Consider the following 19,058-nt stretch of genomic DNA (forward strand, 5'->3'; position numbering starts at 1 on the left):
GATCTGGGTCAGCTGCGGCTGGTTCGGCTGCGGCTGGTTCGGCTGCGGGACTGGGTCTGCTGCGGCTGGGTCTGCTGCGGGACTGGGTCTGCTGCGGCTGGTTCGGCTGCGGCTGGTTCGGCTGCGGCTGGATCTAGCTGCGGCTGGGAGACGCAGCTAGATCCAGGCCCTCTCAAATCCGGGCGGCAGGCAGCTGGTGAGTTCGGGCTGGAACTTTTGCAGCAAGGCAACCAAGGACTGGATGCGATCAGGAGTCATGTGGACGCTGGGGGCCGAAACTGACACGGCGGCGGCCATCGCTCCGCTCAAATCAGGTATCCCAATGGCAAGGCACGTGATTCCGAGCTCGTTCTCCTGATCGTCCATGGCGTAGCCGTTGTGCTTGGCCTGATGAAGCGCGTCCAGGAAGTCTTCGGCCGTCCTGATGGAGAGCGGCGTTGGCGTGATGGCGGGGTTGAAGGCCTGGATCGCCTCGGAATCCGGTTTCTCCGCCAGCAGCACTTTACCCAGGGCCGTGGTCTGGGCCTTGCGGCGAACCCCGGGGTAGGAGGTCATCTCGAACCCGCGGTGGCCGCGGGCCTTGGCCAGATAGATGACTTCATCGGCGGACAGTATCCCCAAGTGAGTGGCATCGAGGGTGATCCGGGCGATGTCTGACAGGATCTGCTGCACGGTCCCCGGCAAATCAATGCTGCTTTGGGCTTGCGTTCCCAGTTCCAGGAGTTTGACGCCCAGATGATAGCTCCGGTCCTCCGACTGGCTCAGGTATCTGGCTCCCACCAAGGAAGTCAGCATTCTGTGGGTGGCTGATCTGCTGAGTCCTGCGGCTTTGGTGATGTCTTCCAACCGATGGTTGCCGGCCGCTACATGGTCAATCAGGCTGAGTCCGCGTTCCAGGGTCCGGGCTCCGGCGGTGGTGGCTTCCATGTTTTCGATTCTCCCACGAAACAACCTGCTGTCCCTATAAATGGGAAACCTTGGGTGGGCGGCCCGTCCCCGGTAGCGTGAGCGGAAGACAGCTTGCGCCCAGCGCAAACGGACGATCCCCAAGGAGTTGCCCGATGAGCAGATCCCACCGAGCGTCACGGCACCAACCGGACACCGCCGTCGAACTCAATCCTTTGTTCAGCAGGCCCGGTGAGTCCACCATATTTCCCCGTTTCACCCTGCCGGAGGGTGAATCCCTGCCGGGCACGGCCTATCAGGTTGTGCACGACGAAGCCATGCTGGACGGCAATTCGCGGCTGAACCTGGCCACGTTCGTGGGGACCTGGATGGAGCCTGAAGCGTCCAAGCTCTACGCCGAGACGTTCGACAAGAACATGATCGACAAGGACGAGTACCCTCAGACCGCCCTCATTGAAACCCGGTGCTGGCGGATGCTCGCGGACCTGTGGAATGCGCCGGATCCCGAGCAGAGCATCGGCACGTCCACCATCGGTTCCTCCGAAGCGTGCATGCTGGGCGGGTTGGCCTTGAAACGGCGTTGGCAACATTCAAGGCGCTCCGCCGGCAAATCCACGGACAAACCCAATCTTGTGCTTAGTTCCGCAGTCCAGGTGTGCTGGGAGAAGTTCTGCAACTACTGGGATGTGGAGCCGCGTTATGTCCCGGTCTCCGCCGAGCATCCCACACTGGACGGCCATGACCTGGACCAGTACGTGGACGAAAACACCATCGGCGTAGTGGCCATCCTGGGAGTGACCTATACCGGCAAGTACGAACCCGTGGAACTCATCTCTGCTGCCTTGGACGAAATCCAGGCACGCCGGGGACTGGACGTCCCCATCCATGTAGACGGGGCGTCCGGAGCAATGGTTGCTCCGTTCCTGCAACCCGAAACAGTGTGGGATTTCCGGCTCCCCCGTGTGGCATCAATCAACACCTCGGGCCATAAGTACGGGCTGGTGTACCCCGGCCTGGGCTGGGTGGTGTGGCGGGACGCGGCGGCACTCCCGGAGGACCTGATCTTCCATGTCAGCTACCTCGGCGGGGACATGCCCACGTTTGCCCTGAACTTCTCCCGGCCCGGCGCCCAGGTATTGCTGCAGTACTACCTCTTTCTCCGCCTTGGCTTTGCCGGATACCGGTCCGTCCAAGCGACCTCCCGCGATGTGGCCCTATACCTTTCCCATGAGATCGGGGCCATGGACGCGTTCACCCTGTGGAGCGACGGCTCGGACATACCGGTGTTCGCGTGGCAGCTCAAGGAAGGCCACACCGAACACTGGGACCTGCACCATCTGTCGGAGCGACTCAGAATGAACGGATGGCTGGTTCCGGCGTATCCGCTGCCTGATGGTTTGAGTGAGGTCACGGTCCAGAGAATCGTGGTCCGCAATGGATTCACCCGGGACCTTGCCTCCACATTCCTGACGGACCTCAAGAAGGAAGTCGACTACCTCGACAGCCTCACGGCACCAATGCCCACCACCAAGCAGTCAGAAGGATTCCACCACTAACTTCGCTACCACTACCGCCCTGAAGGGAATATTCCATGTGCCGTCTCTTTGGGCTCCATGCCGGTCCACGGCCGGTGCGCGCCACATTCTGGTTGTTGGACGCCCCGGACAGCCTCTCGGTGCAGAGCCGGCGGGAGCCCGACGGCGCCGGCATAGGCACCTTTGATACGGCCGGCAAGGCTCACGTTGCCAAACAGGCCCTGGCTGCATGGGAGGACCACGCTTTTGCCCGTGAAGCGCGGGACCTTATGAGCACCACCTTCCTGGCCCACGTGCGGTACGCCAGCACCGGAGCGCTCACCTTGGTCAACACCCACCCGTTCGAGCAGGATGGGCGGTTGTTTGCGCACAACGGCGTCCTTCACGGCCTGGCAGAGCTCGATCAGCATCTGATGGAGCTGGGGGTGATGGACCTGGTGCTGGGGCAATCTGACAGTGAGCGCCTCTTCGCACTGATCACGGCGGAAACCCGACGGGCCGGAGGAGACGTGAGGGCCGGGATAACAGAGGCCATCACATGGGTGGCCAGGGAACTACCCGTGTTCAGCCTCAACTTCATCCTGTCCATGGCCACGGAAATGTGGGCACTGAGGTACCCGGCCACCCACGAGCTGTACGTGCTGGAAAGGCACCCGGCCACCACATCCGCCCCGTTTGACGCGCGAAGTCCCCGAATCCGTTCAAAGAGCACCGAGCTCTCCCGCGCCCCGCATGTTCTTTTTGCCACCGAACCCATGGACTCTGAACCCGGTTGGCGTCCCATGGCATCAGGCGAGCTGATTCACGTCGGGCCGGATCTCGCCATGACTTCCACAACGCCCTTCCCGGCTGCTCCCGCCCGGCTACTCACCCTCGCCGACCTCGAACCCACCGCGGCGGCATCCCAGCGGCCCTGACCGCGGCTGTGCCGGTCCGCGCTTAACGGAACAAGCGCACGACGGCGACCTTCCGCCGTCGTGCGCTTCCCGCCTCGCTGCGGGGCTAAGCCACGCGCTGCTTCTTGAGGAAGACGGCCACCGCAGTGGCAGCCGCGAGGCAGATGGCCGCGTTCACCGCGATGGCCACGGTGACGCCGCTCATCACCGCAGATCCGTCGCTCCCTCCGGCGGCAAGCAACTGCGCCGTGAACACCGCGCTCATCACCGGGATGCCCATGGTGATGCCGATCTGCTGGCTCATGGTGGCCAGCCCGGTGGCCATTCCCTGATCAGCGTCCGGAAGCCCGGACGTGGCGGTGACCATGAATCCCACAATGACCACCAGATTGGCCACTCCCCCAATGAATGTCGCCACCAGGAGAAGGATGATCGAACCCGGATCTGAACTGAGCCATATCAGCGCCCCGGTTGCGGCTGCCTGCACCAGGAACCCATAGACAATCGCGTTCTTACTGCCCATCCTCGTGATGATTTTGGGGCCCAGCAAGCCGCCAAGGACTGTGCCCAAGCCCAGGACCGCGAAGGCCAGACCCGCGCCGAGCGGCGTGTAGCCCAGGACCTGCTGAAGGTACAGGGTGAGCAGGAACACCAGCGACGTCTCGGTGACGAAGGCCAGCACCCCGGCAACGTTGCCCCACGCCACGTTTGAACGTTTGAGAATGCCGAGGGGCACCAGCGGGTGCGGTGCGCGCCGCTCAACCCGGGCAAAGACGGTAAAGAGGACGACGGCGGCCGCAAGCGCACCGAGCGTTAGCGGATGTGTCCATGAATGCTCAGCGGCATGGGTCAGTCCGAATACCAAGGAGAGCAGGCCAAGGGTGACCGTTATGGCTCCGGGAACATCGAGCCGCAGTTTGGATGCGGGCCTGCTTTCGGCGAGGACAACAGGTGCGATGAGGAGGACGGCCACCGCCACGGGAACATTGATGAAGAACGCCCACCGCCAGCTCAAAAGGTCGGTGAGCAGCCCACCCAGAATAGCTCCGGTGGTGAACCCGGCAGCCATCAGGGAGCCGTTGAGTCCAAGCGCTTTATCGCGCAGGTGCCCCTCCGGAAATGAGACCAGCAACAGGGACAACGCAGCAGGCACCACCATTGCCGTGGCTATTCCTTGGCCCACCCGCGCCAGCAGCAGCACCGCAGGATCCCCGGCCAGACCACCAGCCAGTGACGCTGCCCCCAGCAGGGCCATGCCCATCAGGAAGATCTTCCGCCTGCCCGCCAGGTCCGCCACACGGCCGAACAACAACGTGAAGCCGGCAGCGCACAAGGCAAATGCCGTGGCAACCCATTGGAGGTTCTCCAGCGAGAAGCCAACATCGGAACCGATGGCAGGCAGCGCGACGTTGAGGATGGAGAAGTCCACGGCCAGCGTGAAACCCGCGGTCAAGAGGACAAGGAGGGCCAGCCGTTGCCTGGTGGTCATGGCAATCGCGGTTGTGTCCTGCGCGGTTGTGTCCTGCGCGGCTGTGATTTGTGTTGGCGCGCTTTCTGTTGGCCCGCTTTCTGAAGGCCGGGCGCTTTCTGAAGTGCCGACGTCGTAATTGCTGGTTTTGTTGGTAGTTGGCATGCCTACAGCGTGGCCATTTCCCACGACTGTAACCACACCCCGCCGTGGGTACCACTGGCAGTGACAGGACAAGCCCGGCCGATGGCTGAACAATGGGGGCATGGGTACACACAGTGAACTGGGGGATTTCCTCCGCGTCCGCAGGGCAGCCTTGCAACCTGAGGACGTGGGTGTCCTGAATTACGGTATTCGGCGCGTCCCGGGCCTGCGTCGGGAGGAGCTCGCCATGTTGGCCGGTGTCAGCACCACGTACTACACCCGGTTGGAGCAGGGCTTTAGCACGAATGCCTCAGAAGCTGTCATCGAGGCAATCGGCCGGGCCCTGAACCTCAGCAAGGACGAACGCTTGCACCTCTTCAATCTGGCACGCCCCGAAAAGGTGAAGCGTCGTCTCCCGGCCAAGCCGGACAAAGTCCGGCCCGGCACATTGACGTTGATCCAGTCCATGCCCGGAACACCGGCGGTGGTGTTGGGGCGTCGGAGCGAAGTGTTGGCGTGGAATGCCTTGGGGCACCGGCTCGTTGCCGGCCACGTGGACTTCGAAGCCCCGCAGGTACCTGCAAGTCGTCCCAACATGACCCGGCTCCTCTTCCTGGACCATCACACACGGGAGCTGTACGCGCGGTGGCCGGAGGAGGCGGGCCGGGCGGTCGCTTCGCTGCGTCTGGTGGCGGGTAAATCTGCAGATGACCAGGAGTTGGCGTCCCTGGTTGGTGAGCTCACGTTGAAGAGCCCGGAATTCGCAAAGCTCTGGGCCAGGCATCCGGTGGAGAACTGCATGTCCGGGGTGAAATACCTGCACCATCCCGAGGTTGGGTACCTGGAGTTGAACTTCGAGGTCCTAACACCCCCGGACGAATCCGGTCATCGGGTTCTCCTGTATGCCGCGGCACCGGGCTCTCCCTCCGCGACGACTCTTGCGCTTCTGCAACGCCCGGGCGGCATGGAGGGCGTTCCGCGGGGTTTGTCAGCAATTAAGTCCTGAGCAGCAAGTTAGTAAGTACCCTTGCTTTCCTGTCGGAGGTGGTGTTTTGCTTGACTAATCACAGTTCAGGCACCCGGCAAAGGAGCTGACATGGCATACGACAATGACACGGGATCGAGCACCCCTCAGGCCCGCCGGGACGATGTTGTCAGGGCGGAGAAGGAACGCTTTGGGGGCATCAAGTGGGGTTCGGCTTTCTTTGGCTGGTTAACGGCCATCGGCATGACTGTCCTCCTCAGCGCACTGGCCACAGCCATCGGCGTAGGGGTAGGGGCGGCGAACTCATCCGGTGCCGAACAAGCAGCAGACCAGGCCCAGCAGAACGCGGAAACGCTGGGGATCGCGAGTGGGATTGTGCTCGCAATCGTCCTGTTCCTGGCGTACTACTGCGGAGGTTACGTCGCCGGCCGCATGGCCCGCTTCGACGGCGTGAAACAAGGGCTGGCCGTGTGGCTCTGGGGCATCATCATCGCCATCATCGTGGCGGTCCTTGCTGCGGTGGCCGGAAGCCAGTTCAACATCCTGAACAACCTCAATGGCGCTCCACAGATACCCGTGGACGGAAGCCTGATGACCGTCAGCGGCATCATCGGTCTCGTCATCGCTTTGATCGTCCCCCTCATCGGCGCCATTGTGGGAGGCAAGGCCGGTATGCGCTTCCACCGCAAGGTGGACCAAGCCGGCGTCGACCACCAATCCGGGCTCGTGGGCTAAGGCCCACCAAGTACCGCAGACTTTCGACGGCGACCACCCGGGGACGGCTCGGCGACGGCCCGGCGACGGCCCGGCGACGGTCCGGCGACGGCCCGGCGACGGCCCGGCGGCGGCTCTATGGGCTTTTGAATCCGGGCTTTGAGCTTCGGTCTTCGATTGATTCGAGCTCCTGGAAGAGTGTGACCTGGAGGCCCGCGGGTGCTTCGAGCCGCGAGTTCAGGGACCTCCAAGGCGTTTCGCGGGGTTCAGCAATCAAGGTGCCCCCAGCCTCAAGCAAGTCTTTGGTGACCGCCACGGAATCGTCCACTTCGAATGCGATCCGCATCTTGGCGCTCGGCTGACCTTCGGCCTCAACCCGGTCGATGAGCCGAACTTGGGCGGGGTTGGCGATTTCCAAAGTAGCCCGGCCAGCCTCAAGGATGGTCACCCGGGCGTCCCCATCCCCTTCGAAAACGGCCTGCTCGGGCAAGCCCAGGGCGTCACGGAAAAACGTCAAGGCGGCCTCGTAATCCTCCGCTTCCACCACAAGGCGCAACTGGCGGACGGGTGATTTCGCGCTGGGCTCAGTAGTCATGTCTATACCGTAGCCCCCGCCTCTTATCCCCCTGGTCCAGAGCATCCTGGCGGGTTTTCCACATAGCGCAGATGAGGGCTGATAAATGCTGAGCCACCATGACAGGGTTGAACCATGGAAGGCATGGGGCAGATCACGGCGCGGCGGGCAGGTTCGTCCGGTGTAATTGAGGTGCCCAGGAATGCCTCACCCGTATTCCTGGAAATGCCGCCCTCTCCCTCAACGAGCAAGAGCCCGACGACGGAAGGAACCAATGCGGTAACGCCCCGCAAGGCTGGGCTACTTCGTGAATCCGAGTCTGTGTTGAAGGCTGGGAACTCCGCGTTTGAGGGCATTCCCGGCGCGGCGCCTGCGGAGGTGGGCTCAACCACACCGGCGCAGGAGCCCACGGCACAAAGCGCCACCGTCCCCCTGCCCGCGGCGGAGGGCTCAACCACACCGGCGCAGGATCCCAAGGCACAAAGCGCAGCCGTTCCGCTGCCTGCGGCGTTGCATGAGCCGTCTGCTGAGGCTCCCGAAGCCACAGCCGTGGAACGGTCCCATCTGCCGGCTATCCCGGCGGGATCTGCGCGTTCAGCAGGGCCCGAGTGCTCGAGTGGATTCTCGTCGTATGGGTCCGAAGCCGGGCGTGCTGTTCCCGGGCTTCTGGACGGTTCGCTTCTGGACGGTGCGCTTCTGGACGGTATTGCGGCCGTTGATGCGTTGCGGTCGATGGCCTTTGATGAGGTGCGGTTGTTGGGGTTTGTTGGGGCTGCTGATTTTGCGGGCAGGATCGAGGAGATTGCCCGGTGCGTGGAGTATTTGCAGGTTGTTGCCGCCCAGGCTGTGGAGCGGGCCCGCACAGAGGCACAGCAAGTGCAACAGGCACGGTCGGGGCGCTCGTCCTCACCGTCAGCATCAGCATCAGGGGCAGGGGCAGGGGCAGCTGCCGCTGTAACGGGGTGGCAGACGGGCTGGTCAGAATCAGCTGCGGACCCGGAGATCCCCGCCCCTGCTGGTTTCCCGAATCAGCCGGGTGTTCTTGATGACGGGTACCGGAATGCTGCGGAGTTCCTTCGGGCACGGTTGCGGATAGGCATTGGAGAGGCCAGGCGCCGACTCGCCCTCGCCCCCGACGTCCTCCCCCAAATCGGAATGACCGGCCAACAGATCCCGGCCCGCCGCGAAATCCTCGCCGATGCTGTCGGGTCCGCGTTGCTGCCTTCCCGCTCCGCGACGATCATCAGCACCGCCCTGGACAAAGTACGGCACCTCACCGACGACGAAACGCTCACCCGGATGGAACACGCCCTCACCACCACCGCCACCGAGACCGACCCCGACTTCCTCACCAAAATGACCAAACGCTGGATCGACCACATCGACCACGACGGACCCGAACCTTCCGAAGAAACCCTCCGACAACACCAAGGAGCATTCCTGCGCCGCCGACGCCGCTACGGACTGCACCACATCGAAATCTTCGCCACCGACGAACAATACGAAACCCTCACCACCACCATGAACACCGCCACCAACCCCAGACTCCACAACACCACCGACACCACACCCGCCACTGCCACCGCCACAACTGCTGCCACCGCTGACGAGGGAACCGCCACGGCGGGACCGGGCACCAAGGCAACGGAACACCAAACAACGGGCCCCGATCTTGACCGACGCTCCCGGGCACAGAAACTCCTCGACGGCCTCGTCGGCGCGTGCGGTGTGGCGATGAGCACCGGGCAACTACCCTCCAACGGCGGACTCCGGCCCCAACTCACCGTCACCATCGACCACCGCGACCTCCTCAACCAACTCACCACCCCCACCACTACGAGCAGGACCGGGGCGGGCCCAGGGAAACCGAGCAGGACCGGGACAGGAACCGAGGCGGGTGTGGGTTCGGCTATGGCGACGTTCACCGGCCCGATCCACCCTGCCACCATCCGGAAAATCGCCTGCGACGCCGACATCATCCCCGTCCTGCTCGGCAGCGACTCCCGAGTCCTGGACATCGGCCGCACCACCCGGATCTTCCCACCCCACATCCGCAAAGCCATCACCGCCCGCGACGGTGGCTGCGCCTTCCCCGACTGCACCATGCCCGCACCCTGGTGCGAAGCCCACCACACCACCTACTGGTCCCACGGCGGCACCACCGGCACCGACAACGGCACACTCCTCTGCAGCCACCACCACCACCTCATCCACAAAGAACAATGGCGCATCGACATGAAAACCGGCGTCCCCTGGTTCATCCCCCCACCCCACATCGACCCCAACCAAAAACCCCGACGCAACCACCACCACACACCCCAGAGAACATAAACACACCCCCCAAACCGCTATCGGGTTTAGTGCGTGCCTGCTCGGGTTTAGTGCGAGGTCGGCCAGCCCGTGTACGACTCCGCCAGATACGCCTTGGCGTGCTCGGACGTGACCACAGAGTGGAGCTCACCGAGCTGGCGGGCGCGGTCGAAGTCACCGGCACCTGGCACCGTGTGCAGCATCGACGTCATCCAGTAGGAGAAGTGTTGGGCCTTCCACACGCGGTCAAGTGCACGGTCGCTGTAGGAATCGAGCAGCGCAGTGGAACCTTTGGAGTAGTAAGAATCCAGGCCCTCGAAGAGCACCTTGACGTCATGGATGGCAAGATTGAGGCCCTTGGCCCCGGTGGGCGGGACTGTGTGTGCGGCATCGCCGGCGAGGAAGAGGTTGCCGTGACGCATGGGGGTGTGCACGAAGCTGCGGAACGGCAGCACCATCTTTTCCAAGACCGGGCCCTCCTTAAGCTCAAACCCGTTGCCGTTGACGCGCTTGCGGAACTCGGTCCAGATGCGGTCATCGTCCCAGTCGGCCACGTTCTCCTTGGGGTCGCACTGGAAGTACATGCGTTGGACCGTTTCCGTACGCTGGCTAATCAGCGCGAATCCGTTCCCGGAGTTGGCGTAGATGAGTTCGTCAGCGCTGCGGGGGGCTTCGGCGAGAATCCCGAACCATGCAAACGGGTATTCGTGGAAGTACCACTTCCGGTCGGCTTCCGGGATTTGGAATCGGCAGTGGCTGCGGGACCCATCGGCACCCACCAGGAAATCAGCTTGGATTTCGAAGTCCTGGCCGTCGGCGTCGGTGAACCAGACCTGTGGCTTGCCTTCAAGGTTGTGCACAGTGGTGTCCGTAACGCTGTACCGGACGTCACCGCCGTCGGCCTCCCGCCTGGCGGCGAGATCCGCGAAAACGTCCGTCTGCGGGTACAGCCACACCGATTCGCCCACGAGTTCTTTGAAGTTGATGCGGTGGCTCTCGCCGTTGAACCGCAGTTCGATTCCGTCGTGCCTGTCGCCCTCGCGCAGCACCCTGTCCGAAACACCGGAGTCGACCAGCAGGTTCACGGTACCGTGCTCGAGGATGCCTGCACGGACGGTTTCCTGGATTTCCTTGCGGCTGCGGATTTCCACCACCACGGACTCGATGCCCTGCCGTGCCAGCAGGTGGGAGAGCATCAGGCCGGCGGGGCCCGCGCCCATGATGGCCACTTGGGTGGTGATCGTTGTGCGTGCCATGTTTTTCCTCGCTTCGTTGCGGATCCCTGCTTGCTTTGAAGCGGGATGAATCTGGATTCAGTGTGGCCCGCGGGGCGTGATTGACGTTACAGGGATTCCGTTGAACGGAAATCAGCATTTAGTCGCCGAGTTGCCGACCAATCCCCCGAGCAGCCGTTTGGAGCGCGGGGACCAGCGCTTGCAACCGCATCTCGGCCAACGGCACAACCACCCCCAGCGCTGCTACCGTGCGACGCTTGGCGTTCATCACCGGAACCGCAATTCCCCAAGTATCCGGATCCACCACACCAGCCAGTTGCGCGTATCCTTGCTGTGCCGCTTCGGCCAAAAGATGACGCACGACGCCGGCAGTCAGCTTTCCGGACGGATCAACGAATTGTTCGAGGTACTCCGCCTGCAGCTCCCGCGACTGGTATGCCATCAGGGCGAGCCCTGCCGAAGAAATATGGACTGGCATTCGTCCGGCGATTCGTGCCCGGTTGGCCACCGATCCCCGCCGTGAAAGTCGCTCTACAAAGAGCGCCTCCCAGCCGTCGAGCACTGCCAGGTTCACATTCTGATTCAGGACTTGTTGGATGTCTTCCATGAAGGGCATGGCCGCCTGCCTGAGGGCCAGGGTGGGGGAATTCCGATTCACGAGTTCCCATAAGCGCAGCCCCAACCGCACTGTCCCGCCGGCACCAAGATCAAGGAGGCCATGCTCGGAGAGTTGCCGGACCAGACGGTGGGCCGATGACAACGGGAGCCCGGAACGGTCAGCCAGTTCGCTCAGCTGCAACGACGTGACCCCCTCCGGGAAGGCCTCGATCACCCGCACCACGCGGTCAACCACGGAATCACCCGACGCAGAGTTGGCCATGGTGTGCTCCTTTGCTTGCTGGCCGGCGGGTGGTACGCGTCGGCGGGTCATGTTGCGGAACCGGCGGATCATGGTGGCGGACCGCCGGGTGACGCTGCCGGATAGCGTGGCTCCAAGGCTTCCCGGCCCGGCAGATGAAGTGCCGCCTTCCATTCAATGGTATAACGTGTGACGGACAACATGAGGCGGTGATACAACTCTCATAACTGACCGACCGACCGTTCCGGTTGCCGGGACCGCCCATCTGAGAAGTACCGAGGACGCTATGCCAACGATGTCATCTGCCCGCCGCTCCCAATGCCCCGTTTGGCTCTGTTGGCTGGCCATGGTGTTGGACGGCTTCGACCTCGTGGTGCTGGGTACCGTCATTCCAACTCTCATCAAGACCGGCGAGCTTGGCTTCGACGCGTTCGGTGCCACCTTCGCCGCCACCATTTCCTTGGTGGGCGTGGGCTTGGGCGCCTTGTTCATCGCACCGCTCTCGGACAAGTTCGGGCGCCGCAAACTACTGATCGCCTGCGTGGCAAGCTTCTCGCTTTTCACAATCGGAGTGGCCTTTGCCCCGAACGTGGCGGTCTTCTCCCTGCTGCGCATGTTGGCCGGACTGGGTTTGGGCGCGTGCCTCCCCGCCGCTTTGGCGTACATCAACGACTACGCTCCCGCCGGATCCGCTGGCAAGTCCACCACCCGCACCATGACCGGCTATCACGTTGGCGCCGTAGCAACGGCGCTCCTGGCGATTTTCATCGTGCCAAACTGGCGGCTCATGTTCGTCATCGGTGGCGTTGCCGGCCTGGCACTTTTGCCCTTCCTGTGGGCAAAACTCCCGGAATCATTGCCTGAAGCAGCGCCCGCCAATGACCACTCCGCAAAAGCAGAGCAGCGACAGGCCGCTGCCGCCTCGAAGGCGCCGCACGCCGTCGGGAGTTCAACAACCACCAAACCAAAGACGGGCTTCCGCGATCTCCTGCAGAAGCCGTATCCCATGGTGGCCGTGGGGATTGGCATCGCCTCGTTCATGGGCCTTCTGCTGGTCTACGGTTTGAACACGTGGCTGCCGCAGCTGATGGCCGCCGCCGGATACCCCGTCAGCACCGGCCTCACACTGCTGCTCGTCCTGAACCTGGGCGCCGTCGCGGGCCTGTTCCTTGCCGGAATCCTGGCCGATAAACACGGCACTAAGAAGATCGTGCTGATGTGGTTTGGATTGTCTGCGGTGTTCCTGGCAATCCTGAGCGTCAAGATCCAGAACGAGTTCCTGCTCAACGCAGCCGTGTTCGTCACCGGTGTGTTCGTCTTCAGCTCCCAAGTGCTGGTCTATGCCTGGGTCAGCCAACTCTTCCCGCCCCGCCTTCGCGGAACCGCCCTGGGCTTCGCAGCAGGGGTGGGCAGGCTAGGCGCGATCGTGGGACCCGCAGTGACGGGCACTCTGGTTGCGGCAAACATCGCCTACCCTGCAGGCTTCTACGTGTTTGCCGCCGCCGGGCTCTTGGCCGTAGCTGCGCTGTTCCTGGTGCCGCATGAGATTAAGGCAGTTGAGACCGACGTGCCGGTTGGGCGCTGAACCTCAGCATGCACCCGCGAGGCACCTAAACGGGCACTGCCGGGCACCCGAAACTTGCACCTACATTGTCCGGGAATGATGCGAAGTCCGAATGCCGGTGCAGAGTGACTCCCTCGCCTGCCCCAGCAACTGCGGTCCTGCCGCGAAGCAGCGGTCCGTGGAGTGCTGAAGGGCTGGAAATGCCTGCATAGCGGAGTCAAAGAGGTCTTCACGGATCATCAGTTCGATGGCCCGGCATTGGTCCTCTGTTTCCAGGGCACCCACCATGGCCGAGGAGATCTTGAGACTCAGGATGGCATCCATGCTTGCCTCGGAATCGTGCCCGCATAAGCCCCTGGAGATGCTCAGCATCCGGTGCGGCAGCATGGACAGGTAATTGGAGAGGAAGCCGAGTGCCGGGATTGAGTCACCCAACTCATCAGCCAACTCCTGCAGTCTGCACGGTTCCAGGATGGTGGCCTCTGCTGTAGGTGCTGGGTCTTCACTCACCGCTGGCCACCTGGGGCAACTGCACTGCGCGGTGTTGACGCGGTGAGGCCTTGGGCCCTGATGGAGCCTTCGACCACGTTGCCGGCCACCCGGGGTAATGCGCCCGGATGGGTATGGGATGAAGTTGTGGCCGCTGCGGGCTGCTTCACAGCGGCGGTCTTGGGGGCTCCAAGGAAGAGCGCCGCCTCAGGGGAATGCGGGGCTCCAAGGAAGAGCGCGGCCACCAGGAACGACGCAGATTCATGGGTTGGTGCGACGGAACGCCGGCCGTGGGCTGCAGAGGTGGTGCTGGTGCTGGTGCTGAATGCGCTCATGCCTGGCGTTTCCTTTCGTGCCTGAGGTGAAGCTTGCGGGGGATCAAGAATGCCCGGCGTTCTGAGCCGTGGGTGCGGATGGCCAATACCGGCGGACCTGATCGGGCAGGGGGGCGCCCGACCAGGTCCGGCGGGGCTGGTGGTGATTCTTCTACTTACCTGGTGGTTCTGGGGGCAGTGCTTATTTGGTGGTTTCGGTGCGTTGGGTGCCGGTGAAGGCGAAGGCGATGGTGGAGGTGGCGCCTTGGAAGTCGTTGTTCGCGGTGGTGGGGAACGCGGTGGTGATTTTGAGGTTGTCGGTTTTGGCTGAGGTCAGGGAGGTGAGGTTGTTCAGGGCTTTGTTCGCTGCGATCACGGGTCCGGAGGCCAGGACGGTGCTGCGGGTGCCGGTGCAGTTGTAGGGTGCGGTGGCGCCGGTCCAGGGAACACTGCAGTTTTCGATGGTCAGTTGCAGGCCGTTGGTGGCGTCGGTGGTGAGCAGGGAGCCGGTGGCCCCGGCGGAGGTGGTGAGGGTGACGTTGTTCAGGTCTGAGTTGCCGGTGTTGGCCAGGGTGACGAGTTTTTCGACCTTGTCACCGGGCAGCAGTCCCGCGACGGGGACGTTGAGGGTGTTGGCCGGTCCGGGTGCGCCCAGGGCTATGGTGACGGTGCCTGCGGTGACTGCCTGGGAGGCGGAGGTGGAGGACGTGAACGCGCCGTAGGTGCCCATGCCGGCCACGGCGGCTGCGGTGCCGACCAGTGCGACGGAGGCGAGGATTTTGCCGGAGGTGGTTTTGAGGCTGATGGCCATGAGGATCAGTTTCCTTTCGGGAGGCCACCGTGAGACCGGCCGGCCGTTCTTTTCCAGCCTCTCTGGCTGACACGTTCTACTGTGTCGGGCGTGGATCAAGAACAAATCCTGTGAACGGTCAACACTGCCTCAGGAAAACCTCAAGACTCCCGCAAGCCAACCCAGCCTCCAACCAGACCCCAACCCAGCCTCCCAATCGAGCACCCAACCCCACCAACCAACTGAGCCGTTTAGGAGAGTCACTGAGGCCATGTGCAACACTTCTTGATGCACGTGGAAGGCCGAAGAGAGGGCGTTACAAATGCCGATGTGGTTGCAAGCCTTGTTGTGGGGAACGCTGGCCGGTGGTGCTTTGGTCCTCGGGGCGGGCATTGCGTGGATCTGGAAAGTGCCGCCCAAAATTGTATCCACGGTAATGGCCTTCGGTGCTGGCGTCTTGATTTCTGCATTGGCTTTCGAACTCGTTGATGAAGCCGTGGAGGGCGGCGGACTCCTTCCCACCATCCTGGGTTTCCTTTTGGGCGCCGTGATCTTTGTGGGCTCCAATGTCCTGCTGGCCCGGGCCGGAGCCAAGCACCGGAAACGCTCCGGAGGGGCGCAGCCCTCAGAGAAGGACTCCCCTGGTAGCGGCACGGCGATCGCGGTGGGTGCCCTGATTGACGGCATCCCGGAATCCGTAGTGCTGGGAGTTGGCCTCCTCGCAGGTGGCGCAGTCAGCCCGGCCATGCTCGCAGCGGTCTTCATTTCCAACGTTCCGGAAGGCCTGTCCAGCACAGCAGGCATGAAGAAGGCCGGACGCAGCCCCGCCTACGTCTTTGGCACATGGGCTGGCATCGCCGTATTCAGCGGACTCGCTGCATTGCTGGGATACACAGCCTTGGAAAATGCTCCTGACAGTGTGATCGCATTCATCACCGCAATCGCCGCGGGCGGAATCCTGGCCATGCTTGCCGACACCATGATCCCTGAGGCCTTCGAAGAGCACCACAACCTCACAGGGCTTACGGCCGCCGTCGGCTTCCTGAGTGCCTTTACGATTCATCATATTGGCGGCTGACCGGTCACGGGCGAGGAGACAGACCGGCCAACTATCTGCCGGCACAAGGCCCACGTTTTAGGGCAGCAGCCCAAGCACCGGCAACGCGACCGCCGTCGAGATTGCCATGGCCGCCGTGTTGCCAATGACCGGGTGGAAGCCCGCCGGCAGCCGCGCCGAAACGGCCCGGGCCACAGGCGGCGCGAGGACAGCACCCAGCAAGGCGCCGCCAACAATTCCCTGCCAGGAGCCGCCGCAGGCAAGGACCGCAGCCGGAGCGACTGACACCACGGACGCGTAGGTGGCCGCCCATCCGCCGTCGCGGTACCAGCCCCGCCAGAGCGTGATTCCAATCGCCGAGGTCAACGCTTGGGCAAAGAGAATGTGCGGCAGCAGACCCACCCCATAGGACGGCAGCCCCGGGTTGAGGACAAACGCCGCTGCCACGGCCAGAATCACGCAGGCCCCGGCGAGCTCGTTGGCGAAGAAGTGGGTTTCCGTGAAGTCCTTAAGTACACGCCGGGCCGCCCAAGCGGCCTCGTTCACGACGCTCCTTTTAGGGCTCGACGGCGGCAGCACCGGTTGCGTCGCCGCGAAGACTTCGCGGCCCTCCCGAACCGAGCCATCCTCCGGAAATTTCCGAGCCTCCCGGGCTTCCCGGGCCTCCCGGGCCTCTCGAGCCTCCCGCAGGACCAGCCACGGCAGGCGTCGGGCCACGAGGAACGAGATGACCGAACCCACTGACATGGCGGCCACGCTTGCCACAACCGCCGGCAGGCCCAGAGGCGCTGAGAGGGTGGGGATGAAGAGCAACGCCAACGGTGTGGTGGTCACTGCCCCCAGGAAAGCACCCGTGACGCAGGTCCTCCACCCCGCCCCATACAGGAGAACCATGGCGGGAGCGACGCACACAAAGGGCACGAACGTGGGCTGCCACCCGGCGTCGAGCATCCATCCGAACATCAGGTTGGACAGCATCAGACTCAGCGACGCCGAAGCCAGAATCCATGGCCAAAGCCCGGAACGGTAACTGAGCGAGCCCGCCCAGGAGATGCGTCGCCGGCCAAGCCACCATGCGGTCGCGGCACCTGCCAGCAGTCCCAGCGCCGCAAGGTCTGATTTGTAGAACAGGGGTTCGGTGATGTCTCCAAGGAACCAGCGAACTGCGGGCAAGGGACCGGCACTGGCATCCTGCGGCCACCCCGCATAGCCGGGACCAATCTGCGGTGAATACTGCCCCACGAGGTGGAGGAAAACCGCGAGCACGCCGATGACGGCCGCCATTCCGAACGCTCCCAAGGCGGTACCGGTCACGCTGTGTCCAACAAGGGCGCTGTGTTCAAGCGAAGGTTCCGACCGTTTTTCCAACTGCGGGACGGCGTTGTCGGCGGCGAAAGAGTGCGTCATTGGTGACCCTATGCGTGCGGAAGTGGTGTGACTTTGAGCAGCGTAACCGACCTCCGGACGCCGTCCACAGCCGCCGGGCTACGGGGGATTTGTGACCGGCGGGCAATCGCCCTCCCGCCGAGCTTTGGGGTCAAACACCACCGAATCGGGGCTCACCCTTAGTGGGTGATCTTTCTGTCCATTCGATACCGATCCCATCAAGGCGCGCGCAGTTGGACGCGGGCGAATCGAGAATGGTGGTGTGATCCTGCCGAAAAAGGATTTCCACTGGGGATGACGCGGTCCTGCCCCGGGCCGAAGGAACGAATGGAAAGACACCATGAACTTCTTGGAATCGTTGTGGAGCATCATTGTTGCATTCTTCTTTGTTGCATATCTGATCCTTCTCTTTCAAATAATTTCTGATCTTCTCCGTGACAAAGCGTTGAGCGGCGGCGTGAAAGCACTGTGGATCCTGTGCCTCTTCGCGGCTCCCTTTATCTCCGCATTGATCTACGTCATCATGCGCGGCAAGGGAATGGCCTTGCGCAGTGAAATCCGCGTCAGGGAATCAGTTGAGGAAGCGGAGAATTACATTCGCGAAGTAGCCGGAGCCCCAACCCCCACGCAACAAATCGAAGCGGCTAAAGCGCTTCTGGTTGCTGGAGATATCAATGAGGCCGAGTACGCTCGGCTCAAGGAGATCGCCCTGGCCTGATCCGGGGCTGTGGTCCGCCACTCAAGTTCGGCCGAAAGGGTCCGTATGACTCGATTGAAGGCATTCCCGCTATTGGAAGGCGGACCGTTCAAATTCGGGCTTATCGCGGCACTCGGTGTACTGGTTGCCCTGGCTTTGGGCTCCGCGGTCATCACTCTGCGCTACTCGCTGACTTTGATCTTTGCCGCCTTATTCATCTCACTCGGCCTCTATCCCCTGGTCCGTTGGCTGGAACGCTGGAAACTTTCCCGCGGTGGCGCGGTCCTGGCCGTAGCGGTTGGCTTCCTGCTGGTGGTGGCCGTGCTGATCCGCTTTATTGTCCCGATTCTGGCGGAGGAGGGCGCCACCCTTGTTCGGGTGCTTCCTTCAAGCTTCGATGCAGTAGGCGAACAGAGCTGGTTCAGGGATTTCAACGGTTCGTTGGGTGGCGCGCTGACCCCGCTGCTGGAATGGCTGGAAACCTCCGCCGCTGATCCCAACGTATGGCTGGCCATTGGCGGCGGCGCCGTGCAAGTGGGCTACAACGTGGTCAATGGCGCCTTTGCCGTGGTCTTCGTAGTAGTTCTCACCCTGTATTTTGTGGCCGGCCACGAAGTCATGAAATCAAGCCTTTACGCACTGGTTCCAGCATCGCGTCGTGAGTCATTCGCCGATATCTCCGAAACAATTATTGCCTCTGTTGGCAAATATCTGAGCGGCATGGCAGTTCTTGCCCTGTTCAATGCGATCTTCACCTTCATTGTCCTCTCGGTTGCCGGCGTTCGGTACGCCGCGGTGCTCGCAGTGCTGGCATTCCCCATCACCCTCATACCTTTGGTGGGCAGCGCAATAAGCACCGCAATCATCACTGTTGTTTCGCTTTTCACCTCCCCGGCAACGGCACTGGTGGTTTTCCTCATCATGCTGGCCTACATGCAGGTAGAGGCCTACATCCTGACGCCCCGGGTGGTGGGCAAAGCAATCAGTATCCCCGGCTCACTGGTTCTCATTGGGGCCATGGTGGGCGGGACTCTCCTGGGGCTGCTAGGGGCGCTGATAGCGTGCCCCACCACTGCCTCAATTTTGCTAATCATCAAGAAGGTAGTCATACCTCAGCAGAACGCCAAGTAGCGCG

The 19,058-nt window shown here is 62.8% G+C and carries 18 protein-coding genes; 9 read left to right on the top strand and 9 right to left on the bottom strand.

Annotated elements, in window-relative coordinates; translation table 11 throughout:
* Positions 1-156: 156 nt before the first annotated feature.
* Positions 157-927, bottom strand: a complete 771-nt coding sequence (locus ABI796_RS19185; RefSeq protein ID WP_141283735.1) for an IclR family transcriptional regulator — start codon at positions 925-927, stop codon at positions 157-159.
* A 134-nt stretch (positions 928-1,061) separates the two neighbouring features.
* Here ABI796_RS19185 and ABI796_RS19190 point away from each other — a divergent pair, with 134 nt between their 5' ends.
* Positions 1,062-2,462, top strand: coding sequence for a glutamate decarboxylase (locus ABI796_RS19190; protein WP_141283734.1), 1,401 nt, complete (start codon positions 1,062-1,064; stop codon positions 2,460-2,462).
* 35 nt (positions 2,463-2,497) lie between these two features.
* Positions 2,498-3,358, top strand: coding sequence for a class II glutamine amidotransferase (locus ABI796_RS19195; RefSeq protein WP_141283733.1), 861 nt, complete (start codon positions 2,498-2,500; stop codon positions 3,356-3,358).
* 85 nt (positions 3,359-3,443) lie between these two features.
* Here the strand turns inward: ABI796_RS19195 and ABI796_RS19200 are convergent, their stop codons facing one another.
* A complete protein-coding gene (locus tag ABI796_RS19200; RefSeq protein ID WP_141283848.1) occupies positions 3,444-4,826 on the bottom strand; it encodes an MFS transporter in 1,383 nt (460 codons plus the stop codon).
* 244 nt (positions 4,827-5,070) lie between these two features.
* Between ABI796_RS19200 and ABI796_RS19205 the strand changes: the two genes are divergently transcribed.
* Positions 5,071-5,955, top strand: a complete 885-nt coding sequence (locus ABI796_RS19205) for a helix-turn-helix domain-containing protein (RefSeq protein WP_141283732.1) — start codon at positions 5,071-5,073, stop codon at positions 5,953-5,955.
* Positions 5,956-6,045: 90 nt separating this feature from the next.
* Positions 6,046-6,669: a hypothetical protein gene (locus tag ABI796_RS19210; RefSeq protein ID WP_141283731.1), complete on the top strand. Its 624-nt coding sequence runs from the start codon at positions 6,046-6,048 to the stop codon at positions 6,667-6,669.
* Positions 6,670-6,784: 115 nt separating this feature from the next.
* Here the strand turns inward: ABI796_RS19210 and ABI796_RS19215 are convergent, their stop codons facing one another.
* Positions 6,785-7,243: a VOC family protein gene (locus ABI796_RS19215; protein ID WP_141283730.1), complete on the bottom strand. Its 459-nt coding sequence runs from the start codon at positions 7,241-7,243 to the stop codon at positions 6,785-6,787.
* Positions 7,244-7,357: 114 nt separating this feature from the next.
* Here ABI796_RS19215 and ABI796_RS19220 point away from each other — a divergent pair, with 114 nt between their 5' ends.
* Entirely contained in the window at positions 7,358-9,553 is a 2,196-nt protein-coding gene (locus tag ABI796_RS19220; RefSeq protein ID WP_344761907.1) for an HNH endonuclease signature motif containing protein, read from the top strand.
* Between the two features lie 47 nt (positions 9,554-9,600).
* On the opposite strand, the gene ABI796_RS19225 is transcribed toward ABI796_RS19220, so the two are convergent.
* Positions 9,601-10,788, bottom strand: a complete 1,188-nt coding sequence (locus ABI796_RS19225; protein WP_141286714.1) for a 4-hydroxybenzoate 3-monooxygenase — start codon at positions 10,786-10,788, stop codon at positions 9,601-9,603.
* A 118-nt stretch (positions 10,789-10,906) separates the two neighbouring features.
* Positions 10,907-11,647, bottom strand: coding sequence for an IclR family transcriptional regulator (locus ABI796_RS19230; RefSeq protein WP_141286722.1), 741 nt, complete (start codon positions 11,645-11,647; stop codon positions 10,907-10,909).
* A gap of 265 nt (positions 11,648-11,912) precedes the next feature.
* Here ABI796_RS19230 and ABI796_RS19235 point away from each other — a divergent pair, with 265 nt between their 5' ends.
* Positions 11,913-13,211 carry an MFS transporter gene (locus ABI796_RS19235; protein WP_373091990.1) on the top strand — a complete coding sequence of 433 codons (1,299 nt, stop codon included), beginning with the start codon at positions 11,913-11,915 and terminating at the stop codon, positions 13,209-13,211.
* A gap of 60 nt (positions 13,212-13,271) precedes the next feature.
* On the opposite strand, the gene ABI796_RS19240 is transcribed toward ABI796_RS19235, so the two are convergent.
* The 3 genes from ABI796_RS19240 to ABI796_RS19250 form a co-directional block, all read right to left on the bottom strand.
* Positions 13,272-13,700 carry an Hpt domain-containing protein gene (locus ABI796_RS19240; protein WP_141286718.1) on the bottom strand — a complete coding sequence of 143 codons (429 nt, stop codon included), beginning with the start codon at positions 13,698-13,700 and terminating at the stop codon, positions 13,272-13,274.
* Positions 13,697-14,014, bottom strand: coding sequence for a hypothetical protein (locus ABI796_RS19245; RefSeq protein WP_141286720.1), 318 nt, complete (start codon positions 14,012-14,014; stop codon positions 13,697-13,699). Before ABI796_RS19245 ends, ABI796_RS19240 begins: the two co-directional genes overlap by 4 nt.
* A gap of 181 nt (positions 14,015-14,195) precedes the next feature.
* Positions 14,196-14,804, bottom strand: coding sequence for a TasA family protein (locus ABI796_RS19250; RefSeq protein ID WP_344761910.1), 609 nt, complete (start codon positions 14,802-14,804; stop codon positions 14,196-14,198).
* A gap of 301 nt (positions 14,805-15,105) precedes the next feature.
* On the opposite strand from ABI796_RS19250, the gene ABI796_RS19255 reads away from it, so the two are divergent.
* Entirely contained in the window at positions 15,106-15,861 is a 756-nt protein-coding gene (locus ABI796_RS19255) for a ZIP family metal transporter (RefSeq protein WP_141286703.1), read from the top strand.
* A gap of 57 nt (positions 15,862-15,918) precedes the next feature.
* Here ABI796_RS19255 and ABI796_RS19260 read toward each other — a convergent pair whose 3' ends face one another.
* Positions 15,919-17,247: a hypothetical protein gene (locus ABI796_RS19260; protein ID WP_141286705.1), complete on the bottom strand. Its 1,329-nt coding sequence runs from the start codon at positions 17,245-17,247 to the stop codon at positions 15,919-15,921.
* A gap of 319 nt (positions 17,248-17,566) precedes the next feature.
* Between ABI796_RS19260 and ABI796_RS19265 the strand changes: the two genes are divergently transcribed.
* Positions 17,567-17,944, top strand: coding sequence for a hypothetical protein (locus ABI796_RS19265; RefSeq protein ID WP_141286707.1), 378 nt, complete (start codon positions 17,567-17,569; stop codon positions 17,942-17,944).
* A 45-nt stretch (positions 17,945-17,989) separates the two neighbouring features.
* On the top strand, positions 17,990-19,054 hold the full coding sequence (locus ABI796_RS19270) for an AI-2E family transporter (protein ID WP_141286708.1): 1,065 nt from the start codon (positions 17,990-17,992) through the stop codon (positions 19,052-19,054).
* Positions 19,055-19,058 lie beyond the last annotated feature (4 nt).

Origin of the sequence: Paenarthrobacter aurescens (assembly GCF_041549525.1) — a bacterium.
GTDB lineage: Bacteria > Actinomycetota > Actinomycetes > Actinomycetales > Micrococcaceae > Arthrobacter > Arthrobacter aurescens.